The organism is Brevibacterium sp. W7.2, assembly GCF_018137945.1.
Taxonomy (GTDB): domain Bacteria; phylum Actinomycetota; class Actinomycetes; order Actinomycetales; family Brevibacteriaceae; genus Brevibacterium; species Brevibacterium sanguinis.
In genome coordinates this window covers 1,747,563-1,762,594 of sequence record NZ_CP073089.1, presented here as the reverse complement: position 1 = coordinate 1,762,594, position 15,032 = coordinate 1,747,563, and the positions used below count along the sequence as shown (strand labels likewise).

Below are 15,032 nucleotides of genomic sequence, written 5' to 3'. Positions count from 1 at the left end.
CCCCTCAAACGGGCGCTCACCACAGACCCCGATCATCGGGCCCCGGAACATCGCCACCGGCTGCAACGTCACCGGCGGCATCGCCGCCCATGGCACCACTATCGGTGGCGCCGCCATCGCTGCGATCGTCGATGCCCCCGCCTGGCTCTCGCGCGGCACCCGGTTCGGACCCACTGCTCCATCGCACCGAATCCGCGTCGCTCCCCCGCATCAGCTCCGGCCCGCAGTGCTCCGCATCGACGCCGACATCGGCGGCGGTGAGCGGCGACAGCGGCAGGTCGGCGAAGAGCGTGTCGACGGCGTCGTCGGTGACGAATCTCGCGTGGAGGATCGGCCTCCGTTCGATGTCGACCGAGGCAGGTGGTATCCATGCGGCACGGCCGTCCTTGAGCATGATCGTCTCCCACTCGGATCTGTCGATGAGGTGGTGGTGCATGCTGCAGACGAGAGTGAGGTTGTTGAGGTCGGTTCTGCCGCCGAGTGCCCAAGGGAAGACGTGGTGCGCGTCGCACCAGCCCGGTGGTGTCTCGCATCCAGGGAAGGTGCAGCCCTTGTCTCGCGCGGCGAGGATCGCCAGCTGTCGGGGCGTCGCGTGTCGCTGTTCGGTCGCCAGCGCCATCGACTTCGCCTTCTCAGTCATGAGGTGGAAGAACACCGTGCCGTTGAGGCCCTCATCGGCGGCGAGGTCGATCGGGAAGTCGGCTTCGGCTCCTGTCGTCGCCCGGCCCTTCCCCTCGGCGAGGTTCTCGGCCGTTGCGGTGACGACGAGGGCGAACGGCGCTCCCCTGCCGACCCGACCCATTTCGGTGTGGGAGATCAGTGTCGAGAAGCGCTCGTACATGAGGTTCTGCACTGTGCCCTGTTCGTCCGAGGTGTCGGCGAACGTGCCGTCGGCGCGGACTCCCCAGCCGCGGGGGTTCTCGGAGCCTGTGCCTGACAGCTGCGGGTTCACATCGGCGGGCAGCGGTCGGTCTGATGCGTCTCCGGCGAGCACGCTCCCGAAGAGCTCGAGCATCTGTTCGCCCTCGACGCGGAGGTCATCATCGGGTCCACCGTCGAGACCCGTTGGATTCTGAGCACCGCCGTCACCAGTCTCATCGTCGAGACCCGGCGTGCCGTCTGCGCTGCTGTCACTGGACGTGTCGCCTGCTTCGCTGGGGTCACCCGCTCCGGTCGGGTCGTCCACTCCGGTCGGGTCGTCCGCTTTGATCCGTGAGGTCAGCCATCCCTGGATGATGCCACCGGTGATCGGGTCGAGGAGGCCGCTGAGGTCCCAGTCGCCGTCGCGGCGCTGGCGGACGTTGACCTTGTACTTCGAGCGGTCGCGGGAATCGGTCGGCTCGGCGCCGTCGGGGTCGACCCGCTCGAGCATGGCGGTGAAGATCCGCCGGAGGTCGGAGACGCGGACGCTCGGCGCGCGTTCGACGAGTTTGCCTTCGATCCGTTCGCGCACCTCGGTGCCGAGCCAGAAGGGGACCTCGTCGAGGCATTTTCCGATCATCGCCGCCTGGCTCGACGACAGCGCTCCGGACTGCAGACCGGCCGCGACGATCGGATACTTCGGCGGCCGCGACTGCCCGGTCAGGTCGACTCGGTTGCCGAGGTTCTTCGCCAGTTCGGTGCGGCGGTGCGCCTCGGTGCTGCTGAGTTGGAGTTTGTCCTGCACCAGAGCCTTGGTCGATTTCGCCCCGTAGTCCTTGGGCGTTCCGACGCGCTCGAAAACCGACAGCGTCACGGCGTGGAGCGAATCGACGAGACGGCTGAGCGCTTCGACTCCCCTCATCACGGTGATGGCCTCGTCGGGTCCCATCGGACGTCGGAAATCGCGGAGTTCGGCTTCGAGCCGGGTGATCGCAGCGATGCTGTCGGTCACCTCGGGGACCGAGCCTCCGAGGTCGGCCCACTGTTCCTTCGTGAGCATCGGATGGGGAGAGTCTGCCAGGGAGGTGTCGCGGTGCTCGTCGACGGCCGTTTGGAAGGGGTTGTCCATATCGGACACGCACGGCCGCGAGGCGATGTCATCGTCCATGCCACCGCGCGCGGGTTGTGGTGCACCACCACCCTCGGCGTCGGTGGAACTCCCGGACTCGCCGGCGGCGGTCTGTGAGCCCGTCCCTCCACCGTCGCCTCGGCGAACCTCTCGGCCGGAGAGCCCAACGTCCGCAGGATCAGAAAGCGAAGGATCGCAGGTCGAGGGCTCAGGTGCCGAGAAGTCGGGCGCCGCTACCGCGTCCATGCTGCCGAGCGTCTCTGCCAGTCCATGACCGCTGAGATCCATTCCGGCCGCTTCGAGCTGATCGCGAAGAGAACGCGGGGCCGTCGAGCCCTTCCTGTCTCGCGACCCGGGCTTCTTCGATGCTCCCGCACGCGCACCCGACTTACTGCCACGGGAGCCATCATCCCGGTGGTTCTGCGGTCGTTCCGGCGTGAGTGTCATGATCTCGGCAATCTGTCCGTCAACGGTGACGTTGTGCGGTTGTCTCTATTCTAGATGTAAGTGACATCACATGTCTATAGTTTCGTTCGATTTTCTCAACTGATTTTCTATGACGTTCGGTGCAGTTCTAATCAGGAATGAGGTGCGGTGCTCATCAGGGACGATGTCATGATGAGAGCGGAGAGGAACTCGTTCCGAGGCGCTCTTGCCTTGAGCACAGAGCTCAATTGGGCGCGTCGAATCGTAGCCGAGACGCTCGGAATCGCGATCGACGCGCGCAGCGCGGTCGGGGCATCCCGCCGCGCTTCGGCTCACTTCGCGTTGCGCAGCGCGCGGGCCCACTGTTCCTGGGCTTTGGTCAGCCCACTCCCCTGCCGGCCGCTGCCCTTGCGTTCGGTGAGGTCCTTGTTCATCCCCGGCGTCGACTGAGCGCTGAGCGCCCCGCGCCACGAGTGGCAGATCGCTATGGCCAGGGCGTCGGCGGCGTCGGCGGGTTTGGGCGGCGCGTCGAGTCCGAGGATGCGGGTGACCATGTTCGTCACCTGCTTCTTGTCCGCCCGTCCGGAGCCCGTGATCGCTGCCTTGACCTCGGACGGAGTGTGCATGGCGACGGGGATCCCGCGGCGCGCGGCCAGTCCCATCGTCAGGCCCGAGGCCTGCGCGGTGCCCATGATCGTCGAGACGTCATTGCGGGCGAAGACCCGCTCGATGGCGACGACATCGGGTCGGTGCGTGTCCAGCCAGGTGTCGAACGCCTCGGCGAGGGACCCCAGCCTCAGGTCCACGGAGTCCGCGGACGGGGTGCGGAAGACGTCGACGGCGACCATGGCGGCCTTCCTGGCCGGCAGGGTGTCGATGACGCCGAATCCGCACCGCGTGAGGCCGGGGTCCACGCCGAGGATGCGCATCAGGCGTCGAGTTCTGCGAGAACCTCGTCGCTGACGTCGGCGTTCGAGTAGACGTTCTGCACTTCGTCGCTGTCTTCGAGGGCGTCGATGAGCTTGAACACCTTAGTGGCGGTGGCTGCGTCGAGGCTGACCTTGAGTCCGGGGACGAACGAGGCCTCGGCGGAGTCGTAGTCGATGCCGGCGTCGACGAGCGCCGTGCGCACCGCGACGAGGTCGGTCGCCTCGGAGATGACCTCGAAGGTCTCCCCTTCGTCGTTGACCTCTTCGGCGCCGGCTTCGAGGGTCGCCTCGACGATGGCGTCCTCATCGGTGCCCTCGGCCGGGACGACGATGACGCCCTTGCGGTTGAAGTTGTACGACACCGAACCGGGATCGGCCATCGAGCCGCCGTTGCGGGTCACGGCGACGCGCACTTCGGAGGCCGCACGGTTGCGGTTGTCGGTGAGGCACTCGATGAGGAGTGCGACGCCGCCGGCCGCGTAGCCTTCGTACATGATCGTCTCGTAGTTGACCGCTTCGCCGTCGAGGCCGCCGCCGCGCTTGACGGCGCGGTTGATGTTGTCTGCGGGCACCGAGTTCTTCTTCGCCTTCTGGATCGCGTCGAAGAGGGTCGGGTTGCCGTCGGGATCAGGTCCACCGTTGCGTGCGGCAACCTCGATGTTCTTGATCAGCTTGGCAAACAGCTTGCCGCGCTTGGCATCGATGGCAGCTTTCTTGTGCTTAGTCGTTGCCCATTTGGAATGACCTGACACTGGTGTTCCTTCCTATAGATGAAGCCCTTAGATTCTATACGCCCCAGCGCCCGCGCGCCGAAACCTCCGCGGTGCAGTCCTTTCGCACCGAGGCGGTCCGGCTGAATCCTGTCCAGGTGCAGTCGCTTCCCGGTCCGGTCGGTTCGCACCGAGGCGGTCCGGCTGACTCCTGTCCAGGTGCAGTCGCTCAGTCGATGACGAGGGGGACGTCGGGCACGGTGCCGACGGCGGCGAGCTCCATGAGGCTGAGCAGGTTCTTCGGGTAGATCGTCTCGGTCGTCGCCATGAGCTCGTCGCGGGACCACCAGCGGAACTCGAGCAGGCTGCGCTTCTCGATGTCCGTCCACACGGCGTCCTCGAGTTCGATGTCCTCGCTCGTCCGGTAGGCGAAGTACGTCTCGAGCTGCCGCAGCTCCTTCTCCGTGAAGTGGAAGACCTCGTCGCGGATGGCGAGCGGACCGATGAGGTCGCCGGGTTCGCATTCGAGGCCGGTCTCCTCGGCGAGTTCGCGGGCCGCCGTCTGCGCCGGCGATTCGCCCATCTCCGAGCCGCCGCCCACGGTCATCCACCACTGATGGGTGGGCGTGAGCAGGTCCTGGGCCCTGATGAGGAGAACCTCGTCGCGCTCATTGAGCAGAACGACCCGTGAAGCTTTACGAGGTTTCATGGTTCTCCAGGAGTTGACGGCGGACAGACGAAATTCTTTGCAGGATAGTGATGCAGCAGGCGATCATCAAGACGCCCAAGGCGACCGTCAGAACGATATCGGGAAGTCCCATTCCCACCAAGCCGGTGACGATGAGTGTGACCAACAACCGGTCGGCGCGTTCGGCGATTCCGCCGGACGCGTGGACGCCCAGGCCCTCGGCCCGCGCCCGCACATACGAGACAAGCGACCCTGTCACCAGGCAGCCGAGGGCGAGGAGCGCGGTGAGCGGATCATCCGCGCCGAGGAAGAACCACAGTGCGAGACCGACGAACACGGCGGAGTCCGCGATGCGGTCGAGCGTCGAGTCGAGGAATGCGCCCCACAGGCTCTTGCGTCCCATCTCCCGGGCCATGATCCCGTCGAGCATGTCGCAGAAGACGAAGACGGTGATGACGACCGTGCCCCAGAACAGGTGCCCGAGCGGGTAGAAGATCAGCGCGCCGGCGCTCACCCCGAGCGTGCCGATGAACGTCACGGCGTCCGGGGTGAGCCCGAGGCGCAGGAGCAGCCTGGCCAGGGGACGGAAGAGTCGGGTGAATGCCTCGCGGGCGATGGTGTTGAGCATCGGGTCAGCGAACCGCCGAGGTGGTGAGCGGGCGATCGACGGTCGTGCAGTCGGCCTTGGGGGCCCGCAGGCGCTGGTCCCACCAGTCGAGGATCGCATCGAAGCGCTGCCGGCGATGTCGCGGCTGCCCCGAACGCGAGAGCTCATGGTTCTCACCGGGGAAGATGAGCAGCTCGGTGACGACCCCGGCCCGCTGGAGCGCGGCGTAGTACTGCTGGGCCTGTTCGAGCGGGCACCGGAAGTCGAGCTCGGAGTGCATGACGAGCGTCGGCGTGCGCACCGCATTCGCATGGGCGAGCGGGGACTGCCGGGCGATCGCCGCGGCATCACGCGAGGTGTACTCCTCGGTGAAGAACCGTCCGATGTCGGAGGTGCCGAGGAAGCTGTGCGGGTCGAGGTATCCGCGTTCGACGATCGCCGCGGCGAAGCGGTGATCGGCGGCGATCGTCATCGCCGTGAGATATCCGCCGTACGATCCGCCCTGCACGCCGAGGCGGCTCGCATCGAGGTCGGCGTCCGCGGCCAGTGCGTGGTCGAGGACGGCGAGGACATCGGCCATCGCCGGTGCGGCCATGTCGCCCTGCACCGCGGTGCCCCACGTGCGGGTGCGTCCTCCCGAACCGCGCGGGTTCGCGTAGACGACGGCATAGCCCGCCGAGGTGAGCACCTGGGTCTCGTCGAACCACCCGTGCGTGTACTGCGCGAACGGTCCGCCGTGGATGTTGAGGATCACCGGGAACGGTCCCTGCCCGGCCGGCTTGGCGAGCCATCCGGTGACCGTGCCGCCGGGGCCTTCGACCCGGAGGACCTCGGGGCGCACCGAGGCGGCCGGAGCGGGATGCTCGAGCACGACGGTCGAGGCCGGCCCACCGGACGACTCCCGTGCGGCCTCGAGGTCGACGCGCAGCAGTGCGGCCGGCGCTGTCGGCGTCACCGCGGTGACGACCGCGGTGCCGTCGGCGACGTCGAAGCCCGTGACGACGGTGACGTCGTCGGTGAGGAACACGAGATCGTCGAGGGCCGCCTCGGTGCCGGAATCACCGATCGCAGCATCGAGGTCGAGCCGGGCCAGACGGGTCGCCCCGTCGGTGTCGACGGCGAAGACGACAGTGCCGGCGAGGATAAGCGGCGGGATCTGGGCGACGGCGACCGTCTCTGGGTCGGTGAGCCGCTTGGTCGCACCGGTGCGCATGTCGTGGACGAAGAGACCGGGCATCTGCCCGACGAAGTCGAGTTCGTCGCGTGTGAGGTCGCTGCCGACGAGGAGGATCCGGTCGGCGCCGATCCACCGGTGGAGACTCACGCTCATCCGCGGCAGCTCGAGCGGGGTGGGGCCGTTCGCCCCGAGCAGCCACACAGTCGAGCGCAGGTCGGGTGCGCCGTGGTCGGTATGGGTCGCGGCGACGACGCTCATGTGCGCACCGTCGGGTGAGAACTGCGGGTCGTGGACATCGGAGTCCGGGGTCGTCAGCATCGTCGAGAGCGGCACCTCGTCGGAGCCGGCGATCCCCGACTTGCCGAGTCCGGGTTCGCTGAGGTCGACGAGGAACGCCCGCGCGGGACGGTCCTTGACGTATCCGAGCCCGTTGGCCTGGTACGCCGCCGAGGTGATCCGCCGCGGGGCCTCCTCGTCGGCGGGAATGTCGTCATCAGTGCCGTAGCGGCCCAGTTCGGGCACCCGGGAGACGTAGAGGATGCGGCCCGTCGCATCATCGAGGGCGAACTCGGAGACGCCGAGGTGGCGGTCGGTGATCCGGTGCGCCGTCGTCAGGGTGGGGCCGGCGAAGAGCTGGGACCGCTCCCCCTTCTCGGCGCTGAGGTAGGCCGCCCACGACTCACCGAGCTGCGGTGAGGTGTCGCGCCACGCGTGGGTCAGGCGGCGCGGGGAGTCGGAGCCGACGGCGAAGAGCTGGGAGAGGTACGAGTTCGATTCGAGGTCCGGACGCGTGATCGCGATGATCGTCTCATCGCCGGCGGCGACGGGCGTGGCGTACTCGGCGAGCGAATCGAGATCTTCCGGGTTCATCGGTTCCATTCCTTCGACAGCGCCGCGCGCACATCGGCGTGCACCTGCGGCAGGGCCTTCGTCTGCGCCACGATGGGCAGGAAGTTCGCGTCCCCGCTCCACCGCGGGACGACGTGCTGGTGCAGGTGCGCGGCGATCCCCGCCCCGGCCACCTCACCCTGGTTCATCCCGAGGTTGAAGCCGTCGGGACCGGAAACGGCGCGGATGACCCGCATCGCCTTCTGCGTGAACTCCGCGAGCTCGACGGTCTCCGCCGGTGTCAGCTCCGTGTAGTCGGCGACGTGGCGGTACGGGCAGACGAGGAGGTGACCCGGGTTGTACGGGTAGAGGTTGAGCACGGCGTAGACGGTCTCACCGCGGGCGACGATGAGCGCCTCCTCATCGGACTTCTTGGGCGCAGCGCAGAACGGGCACTCGGCGGGACCGGAGTCCTTCGGCTTGTCCTGTCCCCCGATGTAGACCATCCGGTGCGGCGTCCACAGCCGCTGGAAGGCGTCGGGCACGCGCGGGAAGCCCTCGGCGGCTTCGATGTCGGCCAGGTCCATGCCCAGCGCGGGATCCGGGCGGTCCTGATCGCGTCCGGCCGTGCCGTACTCGTCCCCCTCGCCGAGGTGGTGGTCGGGGTCCGCGGCCTGCTCGCCCTCGCTCGTCATACCTGGGCCTTGGTCTCGATCGCCTCGGTGATCCGGGCGATCGCCTCGGCGACGGGCACGCCGTTGTCCTGGGTGCCGTCGCGGAAGCGGAACGACACGGCCCCGGCGTCGCGGTCCTCGCCGCCGGCGATGAGGACGAAGGGGACCTTCGACTTCGAGGCGTTGCGGATCTTCTTCGGGAACCGGTCGTCGCTGTCGTCGACCTCGACCCGCACACCGGCCGCGCGGAGCTGGTCGGCCACCTCGGCGAGATAGTCGTTGAACTCCTCGGCCACGGGGATCGCGGTGACCTGGACGGGCGAGAGCCACACGGGGAAGGCCCCGGCGTAATGCTCGGTGAGGACGCCGAGGAAGCGCTCGATCGAGCCGAACTTCGCCGAATGGATCATCACCGGCCGCTTGCGGGTGCCGTCGGCGGCGACGTATTCGAGACCGAAGCGCTCGGGCTGGTTGAAGTCGAGCTGGACCGTCGACATCTGCCAGGTGCGGCCGATCGCGTCGCGGGCCTGGACGGAGATCTTCGGGCCGTAGAAGGCGGCGCCGCCGGGATCGGGGACGAGTTCGAGACCGGATTCGGCGGCGACCTGCTCGAGCGTCGCCGTCGCCTCGGCCCACTGCTCGTCGGAGCCGATGAACTTGTCCTTCTTCTTCCCGTCCTCGTCGCGGGTCGAGAGCTCGAGGTAGAAGTCGTTGAGGCCGAAGTCGCGGAGCAGGCTGAGGACGAAGCCGAGGAGGTGGCGGATCTCGGCCGCGGCGTCCTCGACGGCGACGTAGGAGTGGGAGTCGTCCTGGGTGAGGGCGCGGACGCGGGTGAGGCCGTGGACGACGCCGGAGGGCTCGTCGCGGTAGACGGTGCCGAACTCGAAGAGCCGCAGCGGCAGGTCGCGGTAGGAGCGGCCCCTGGAGCGGTAGATGAGGTTGTGCATCGGGCAGTTCATCGCCTTGAGCCGGTAGGGCGTGCCCTCCTTGACGATCTCGCCCTCCTCATCGCGGACCTCGTCGACGAGCATCGCCGGGAACATGTTCTCCCCGTAGTAGGGCAGGTGACCCGAGGTGTAGTAGAGGGTCTCCTTCGAGATGTGCGGGGTGCCGACGTAGTCGAAGCCCTCGGCGATGTGGCGGGCGCGGACGTAGTCCTCCATCTCCCGCTTGATGATGCCGCCCTTGGGGTGGAAGACCGGCAGGCCGGAGCCGAGCTCCTCGGGGAACGAGAAGAGATCGAGTTCGGCACCGAGCTTGCGGTGGTCGCGGCGCTCCGCCTCGGCGAGGCGGTCCTGGTAGGCCTTGAGATCGTCCTTCGACGCCCATGCGGTGCCGTAGACGCGCTGCAGGCTCGCGTTGGCCTGGTCGCCCCGCCAGTACGCCGCCGAGGAGCGGGTGACGGCGAATCCGTTGCCGATGAGCTTCGTGTTCGGCAGGTGGGGTCCGCGGCAGAGGTCCTGCCAGACGACCTCGCCCTTGCGGTCGACGTTCTCGTAGACGGTGAGCTCGCCGGCCCCGACCTCGACGGCCGCGGACTCGTCGTCACCGGCGCCCTTGTCGGAGATGAGTTCGAGTTTGTAGGGCTCGTTCGCCATGCGCTCACGCGCTTCGTCCTCGGTGACGACGACCCGGTTGAAGGTCTGTCCGGACTTGACGATCTGCGCGGCCTTCTTCTGGATGGCCTTGAGGTCGTCGGGGGTGAAGGGCTCGGCGACGTCGAAGTCGAAGTAGTAACCGTCGGTGATGTAGGGCCCGATGCCGAGCTTCGCGTCGGGGAAGAGATCCTGGACGGCCTGCGCGGTGACGTGCGCCGTCGAATGACGGAGGATGTCGAGTCCTTCAGGGGAATCGATGGTGATCGGGGCGATCGCATCGCCCGGGGAGAGTTCGCGGCTGAGGTCGGCGGGCTCTCCATTCAGCCACATCGCCACCACCGCGCGGTCCGTGGAGAAGATCTCCGTCCCGGTCATGCCCTGAGCCCAGGGGATGCTCTGGCCCGCGCAGTCGATGCTGTCTGCCACTGAATTTCTCCGTTTCGTTGTGCTTGTCTCGCGGTGCGGCCTTAGGGGCGCTGCCGGCTTCTCAGGACAGTCCTGCGCGCACGCCGCTCTTAGAGTCTAGTCCCTCAACGGGACTGCAGAATCAGTTGGGCGGCAGTCTTCCGACTGCCGCCCGACTGATGGGGTGAACGGGGTCGCACTGAGCGGTGCGGGATCCCCGACAGCGCGACGGTCGCGGATGCCCGAACCGTGCGGCGCTGCTGGGCTCAGGCCTTCTTGAAGGTGAACTCCGTACCGGCCCCGAGGTCTTCGAGGAGGTTGAGCTCTACAACCATGCCATCGACCTCCGCCTCTGGAACGGCGAAGGCGAACGTGTAGGTCTTGTCCTGTCCCGCGGGCAGCGGGTCGACCATGTCGAGCACGCCGTTGTACTTGTCGAGATCGAACACGCTCGGGTACATGGCACCGGATCCGTTGACGGCCGAAACACTGGTCAGTGTGAGGTCAAGGTCGGAACTCGTGTTGTTAGTGATCGTCATGTTCACTATTGCGATCTCGCCGTTCGTTCCCTCGGCACCGGACGAGGTGGAACTGGCGGTGCCGGTCTCCACTGCCACTGCGGCCGTGACATCGGTGCCGATCTCGACCTCGCCGCCCTCGACGGGGGCTGCCTCAGCAGAGGAGTCGTCACTGCTGCCGGAGTCGGGCGATTCGAAGCCGGGATCGGACGGATCCATCGGTGCCGGAGCGGTCGGCGAGTAGCTCTGGATGCCCTCGTTGACCGCGCTGCCGATCATTCCGAGGCCGATGATCGTCGCGATGATGACGATGATCGAAACCACGACGCCGACGAAGCCGAGGATGAGGCCGGTGAGGGTGAGGCCCTTGTTGTTCGCCTGACCCTTCTTGATCGCCGAGAGGCCGATGAAGCCGAAGATGATCGCGGCGACGGCGAAGAGGAAGCCGATGCCGAAGACGAATCCGAGGACGACGCCGACGATGCCGCCGATGAGCGCGAGGATGCCCCAGATGTTCTTCGAGGTGTTGTTGCCCGACCCCGATGAGTAGCTGCCGTAGGAGGCGTTGGGGTTCGCCGGGGTGAACTGGTCTCCCCCGCCGCCGGCTGCCGCGTAGGAGGGCTGCTGGGCGTACTGGTTGGAGTCGTAGCCTTGGTTCTGACCGTACTGGTTGGCGTCGTAGCCCTGGCTCTGGCCGTAGCCGCCCTGCGAACCCTGAGCGTTCTGGTCATAGCCCTGACCGTAGTTCTGGTTCTGGTCATAGCCCTGGTTCTGACCGTACTGGTTGGCGTCGTAGCCCTGGCTCTGGCCGTAGCCGCCCTGCGAACCCTGTGCGTTCTGGTCGTAGCCCTGGCTCTGGTCCTGGCCGTACTGCTCCTGCGAGCCGTACTGCGGGGCCTGGTCGCCGCCGTAGGAGGGAGCCTGGTCGCCGCTGCCGTAGGAGGGGGTGTCGTTCGAATCGTAGGCGCGCGTGGCGTCGTTCGCGCTGTCGTAGGAGCGGGTGTCGCCCGAGCCGTACTGCGGGGCCTGATCCCCCGAGCCGTACTGAGGCGCCTGGCTGCCGTTGTCGTCAGCCGATCGGCTCTGATCGGCAGACGAGTTCTGGTCAGAGTTGTCGTTGCCCGAATCGCGGTTCGGGTCGTACGGATTCTGCGGGGTAGACATAGTTGCTCCGGAGTCCTTGTCGATGTTTGCTGTGATTAGCGTACAAGCACAAGACTAGCGGTCACCCGCCTGATTCGTGGCAGAACTGACACACATTCTCACCGGTGAGGACGACAGGTCGCGCGGACACGACGACTTGCCGCGGCAGCAGGGCTGCGACTGCACAACGGCGGGGACCGCGGGGGACCCTGAGAGCACTGAGTCCGGGAGCTCGGACCCCGAGCGTTGAGCACCGGCGTGAATGCACGAAACCCCAGGCCTGAGCCTGGGGTTCCTGTTGTGCGCGATACTGGGATCGAACCAGTGACCTCTTCCGTGTCAGGGAAGCGCGCTACCGCTGCGCCAATCGCGCTCTATTCATTTGTTGCACCGGAACCGTGATGGTCCCTGTGCGCGATACTGGGATCGAACCAGTGACCTCTTCCGTGTGAAGGAAGCGCGCTACCGCTGCGCCAATCGCGCCGACTCACCGACGGTCAGACCGTCGAGGAATCCGAGGTGGCGACGGGATTCGAACCCGTGTATACGGCTTTGCAGGCCGCTGCCTCGCCTCTCGGCCACGCCACCGCCAAGGCAGTGCAATGACGCCTCCGAGCGGATGACGGGACTCGAACCCGCGACCCTCACCTTGGCAAGGTGATGCTCTACCAACTGAGCCACATCCGCGTTTCGCTGCCTGGTTTCCCTGGCAACGAGATATAACTCTATACGCAGCCGGCCCCGCACGCAAAATCGATCCGCGGTGATCGTCGTCACAGCTCCCGATCAAGCTTTCAGGCTGGTGAGGTTGAATGTGCTGTGTGAGCGAACGATCCCCCGACAAGCGCCCGAAGGGCTGGCTGTCGCGTCATCACAAGCACGGGAGGCGCCCCTGGAGACAGTGCCGGCTGAGCTACCTCCGATGGCGGCAGAGCGTCGCCGCCAACCCCCACGTCGATCGCCTCTTCAGACTCATCGTCGGCGGCGTCGGCACGCTCATCGTCATCATCGGCCTCATCCTCGTGCCCCTGCCGGGACCGGGCTGGCTCATCGTCATCATCGGTCTCTTCGTCATCTCGACCGAGTTCCACTGGGCGAGGCATCTCCTCCACTTCGTGCGGGTGCGCGTCGAGGCGTGGACGCGCTGGATCATGCGGCAGCCGCTCTGGGTGCGCTGGACGGTCGGCGCGCTCACGGCGGCCTTCGTCGCGGTCATCGTGTGGCTGGTCCTCAAACTCATCGGCATCCCAGATTGGGTGCCCGACCTCGGCGGACTGCTCGAGTTCCTCCACCTGCGCTAGGCAGACGATCCCGTGGCGGGAGGCGACGTCAGCCTGCGTCGGCCTCCGGGGCCGAGAGCGCGGTGAGGCGCGAGAGGCAGCGCATGTACTTCTTGCGGTAGCCGCCGGCCAGGGACTCCTCGGTGAAGACCTTGTCGAGGCGCTCACCGGAGTTGATGATCCGCACGTCGCGGTCGTAGAGGCGGTCGACGAGGGCGACGAAGCGCAGCGCCACGCTCTCGTTGTCGATCGTGCGCACGTCGTCCCACACGGCGGCGTCGATCCCGTCGACCATCCGGCCGTACTTCGAGGGATGGACCGTCGCGAGGTGGTCGAGGAGGGTGGAGAACTCGTCGCGGGCGACGGTGCCGGGCAGCTGCGCCGCCGCCTCGTCGAGCTGTTCGGGGGTGAGCGGTTCGGCCGGGGCCGTGAGACCGCGGTGCCGGTAGTCCTGGCCGTCGATCCGGTAGACCTCGAACTGGTCGGCCAGCGCCTGGATCTCGCGGAGGAAGTCCTGGGCGGCGAAGCGCCCCTCACCGAGCGATCCGGGCAGGGTGTTCGACGTCGCGATGATCTTCACCCCGGCATCGGTGAGCTCGCGCATCAGCCGGGACATGAGCACGGTGTCGCCAGGGTCGTCGAGTTCGAACTCGTCGACGCAGACGAGCTTCATCTCCTTGAGGTCGTCGCGCGCCTTGACGAAGCCGAGGGCACCGACGAGGTTCGTGTACTCGACGAAGGTCCCGAAGGTCGCCGGCTTCTCATTGGCGTGCCATGCCGAGGCGAGCAGGTGGGTCTTGCCGACGCCGTAGCCGCCGTCAAGGTAGACGCCCTTCGGACCGTCCTTGCCCTTGCCGAAGAGCTTGCCGAAGAATCCCGTCGACCGGTCGTCGGCGACGAACTCCTCGAGCTTGTTCCGCGCTTCGGCCTGCGAGGGCTGGGCGGGGTCGGTGCGGTAGCTCGCGAAGGAGACGTTCTCGAACTGCGGGGGCGGGACGAGCCCGGCGATGAGTTCTTCGGGGGCGACCTTCGGGTTGCGCTCACTCAGAGAGGTCAGAGTCTGCTCGGCATTCACTCGCCCAATTCTATGGCAGGCGCGGTCGCGGACCGACCGGGCCCCGGCTCAGCTGAAGTCGAAGCCGAGGCGACCGAGCTGTTTGGGGTCGCGCTGCCAGTCCTTGGCGACCTTGACGTGGAGGTCGAGGTAGACCTTCGTGCCGAGCAGCGCTTCGATGCCGCGGCGGGAGACCGAGCCGATCTCCTTGAGCCGCTTGCCGCCCTTGCCGATGATGATCGCCTTCTGGCTCGGGCGCTCGACGTAGAGGTTGACGTGGACGTTCCACAGCGGATTGTCCTCGCTGCGGCCCTCCCGCGGGTACATCTCCTCGACCTGGACGGCGAGCGAGTGCGGCAGTTCGTCGCGCACGCCTTCGAGGGCGGCTTCGCGGACGAGTTCGGCGATCATCACCTCTTCGGGCTCGTCGGTGAGCTCACCCTCGGGGTAGAGCGGCGGCGAGACCGGCAGGTGGCTTGCGAGCACCTGTCCGACGGTGTCGACCTGGAAGCCGTCGACGGCGGAGACGGGGACGACGTCGGCGAAGTCGGCGAGCTCACCGACGGCCAGGAGCGCCTCGGCGACCTTCTCCTGGCTCACCGTGTCGACCTTCGTCACGAGCGCGACGATCGGGGTCCGCCCGTCGAGCAGCGCGAGCTGGGAGGCGATGTAGCGGTCACCGGGTCCGATCGGCTCGTCCGCGGGCAGGCAGAAGCCGATGACGTCGACCTCGGAGAGTGTGGCGACGACGAGGTCGTTCAGCCGCGAGCCGAGCAGGGTGCGCGGCTTGTGGAGGCCGGGGGTGTCGACGAGGACGAGCTGGTAGTCGTCCTCGTGGACGATGCCGCGGATCGTGTGCCTCGTCGTCTGGGGCTTCGCCGAGGTGATCGCCACCTTCTCCCCCACGAGCGCGTTCGTCAGCGTCGACTTGCCCGTGTTGGGGCGGCCGACGAAGCACGCGAAGCCCGCGCGGAAGTCCTCCGGGTAGTCCGTGCGAAAGTCCAT

General features: G+C 67.2%; 12 protein-coding genes and 4 tRNA genes. 1 reads left to right on the top strand and 15 read right to left on the bottom strand.

The genetic code is table 11. From position 1 onward, the window contains the following. Nucleotides 1-16 precede the first annotated feature (16 nt). From J9315_RS07825 to J9315_RS07765, 13 genes are all read right to left on the bottom strand, one after another. Nucleotides 17-2,029: an HNH endonuclease signature motif containing protein gene (locus J9315_RS07825; RefSeq protein WP_198498905.1), complete on the bottom strand. Its 2,013-nt coding sequence runs from the start codon at nucleotides 2,027-2,029 to the stop codon at nucleotides 17-19. Between the two features lie 719 nt (nucleotides 2,030-2,748). Continuing rightward, on the bottom strand, nucleotides 2,749-3,345 hold the full coding sequence (ruvC, locus tag J9315_RS07820; RefSeq protein ID WP_198498906.1) for a crossover junction endodeoxyribonuclease RuvC: 597 nt from the start codon (nucleotides 3,343-3,345) through the stop codon (nucleotides 2,749-2,751). After that, on the bottom strand, nucleotides 3,345-4,097 hold the full coding sequence (locus tag J9315_RS07815) for a YebC/PmpR family DNA-binding transcriptional regulator (protein WP_198498907.1): 753 nt from the start codon (nucleotides 4,095-4,097) through the stop codon (nucleotides 3,345-3,347). The genes ruvC and J9315_RS07815 overlap by 1 nt, the downstream gene beginning before the upstream one ends. A gap of 187 nt (nucleotides 4,098-4,284) precedes the next feature. Next, the gene (locus J9315_RS07810; protein ID WP_137823937.1) at nucleotides 4,285-4,764 is read right to left on the bottom strand and encodes an NUDIX domain-containing protein; all 480 of its coding nucleotides are present in this window, start codon (nucleotides 4,762-4,764) and stop codon (nucleotides 4,285-4,287) included. Beyond that, entirely contained in the window at nucleotides 4,751-5,371 is a 621-nt protein-coding gene (pgsA, locus tag J9315_RS07805) for a phosphatidylinositol phosphate synthase (protein WP_198498908.1), read from the bottom strand. The genes J9315_RS07810 and pgsA overlap by 14 nt, the downstream gene beginning before the upstream one ends. Nucleotides 5,372-5,375: 4 nt before the next feature. Next, nucleotides 5,376-7,397, bottom strand: coding sequence for a prolyl oligopeptidase family serine peptidase (locus J9315_RS07800; protein ID WP_211979154.1), 2,022 nt, complete (start codon nucleotides 7,395-7,397; stop codon nucleotides 5,376-5,378). Continuing rightward, nucleotides 7,394-7,942: an HIT domain-containing protein gene (locus J9315_RS07795; RefSeq protein ID WP_232623910.1), complete on the bottom strand. Its 549-nt coding sequence runs from the start codon at nucleotides 7,940-7,942 to the stop codon at nucleotides 7,394-7,396. The genes J9315_RS07800 and J9315_RS07795 overlap by 4 nt, the downstream gene beginning before the upstream one ends. A 104-nt stretch (nucleotides 7,943-8,046) precedes the next feature. Next, entirely contained in the window at nucleotides 8,047-10,053 is a 2,007-nt protein-coding gene (thrS, locus tag J9315_RS07790) for a threonine--tRNA ligase (RefSeq protein ID WP_198498911.1), read from the bottom strand. A 245-nt stretch (nucleotides 10,054-10,298) separates the two neighbouring features. Continuing rightward, nucleotides 10,299-11,714: a DUF4190 domain-containing protein gene (locus J9315_RS07785; protein ID WP_198498912.1), complete on the bottom strand. Its 1,416-nt coding sequence runs from the start codon at nucleotides 11,712-11,714 to the stop codon at nucleotides 10,299-10,301. 280 nt (nucleotides 11,715-11,994) lie between these two features. After that, nucleotides 11,995-12,066: transfer RNA gene (locus J9315_RS07780), tRNA-Val, on the bottom strand. A gap of 38 nt (nucleotides 12,067-12,104) precedes the next feature. After that, nucleotides 12,105-12,176 (bottom strand) — tRNA-Val (locus J9315_RS07775). Between the two features lie 34 nt (nucleotides 12,177-12,210). Then, nucleotides 12,211-12,281 (bottom strand) — tRNA-Cys (locus J9315_RS07770). Between the two features lie 26 nt (nucleotides 12,282-12,307). Further along, nucleotides 12,308-12,380 (bottom strand) — tRNA-Gly (locus J9315_RS07765). 134 nt (nucleotides 12,381-12,514) lie between these two features. Between J9315_RS07765 and J9315_RS07760 the strand changes: the two genes are divergently transcribed. Beyond that, a complete protein-coding gene (locus J9315_RS07760) occupies nucleotides 12,515-12,994 on the top strand; it encodes a TIGR02611 family protein (RefSeq protein WP_232623611.1) in 480 nt (159 codons plus the stop codon). Between the two features lie 28 nt (nucleotides 12,995-13,022). Here J9315_RS07760 and zapE read toward each other — a convergent pair whose 3' ends face one another. Both zapE and era read right to left on the bottom strand, forming a co-directional pair. Then, nucleotides 13,023-14,048 carry a cell division protein ZapE gene (gene zapE / locus J9315_RS07755; RefSeq protein ID WP_198498914.1) on the bottom strand — a complete coding sequence of 342 codons (1,026 nt, stop codon included), beginning with the start codon at nucleotides 14,046-14,048 and terminating at the stop codon, nucleotides 13,023-13,025. Nucleotides 14,049-14,096: 48 nt separating this feature from the next. Beyond that, nucleotides 14,097-15,032: a GTPase Era gene (gene era, locus J9315_RS07750; RefSeq protein WP_198498915.1), complete on the bottom strand. Its 936-nt coding sequence runs from the start codon at nucleotides 15,030-15,032 to the stop codon at nucleotides 14,097-14,099.

Bases quoted from the DNA above. Each gene is read 5' to 3' on its own strand.
- J9315_RS07825 (WP_198498905.1), bottom strand. From the start codon at position 2,029: ATGGACGATGACATCGCCTCGCGGCCGTGCGTGTCCGATATGGACAAC.
- ruvC (WP_198498906.1), bottom strand. From the start codon at position 3,345: ATGCGCATCCTCGGCGTGGACCCCGGCCTCACGCGGTGCGGATTCGGC.
- J9315_RS07810 (WP_137823937.1), bottom strand. From the start codon at position 4,764: ATGAAACCTCGTAAAGCTTCACGGGTCGTTCTGCTCAATGAGCGCGAC.
- pgsA (WP_198498908.1), bottom strand. From the start codon at position 5,371: ATGCTCAACACCATCGCCCGCGAGGCATTCACCCGACTCTTCCGTCCC.
- J9315_RS07800 (WP_211979154.1), bottom strand. From the start codon at position 7,397: ATGAACCCGGAAGATCTCGATTCGCTCGCCGAGTACGCCACGCCCGTC.
- J9315_RS07795 (WP_232623910.1), bottom strand. From the start codon at position 7,942: ATGGACCTGGCCGACATCGAAGCCGCCGAGGGCTTCCCGCGCGTGCCC.
- J9315_RS07785 (WP_198498912.1), bottom strand. From the start codon at position 11,714: ATGTCTACCCCGCAGAATCCGTACGACCCGAACCGCGATTCGGGCAAC.
- era (WP_198498915.1), bottom strand. From the start codon at position 15,032: ATGGACTTTCGCACGGACTACCCGGAGGACTTCCGCGCGGGCTTCGCG.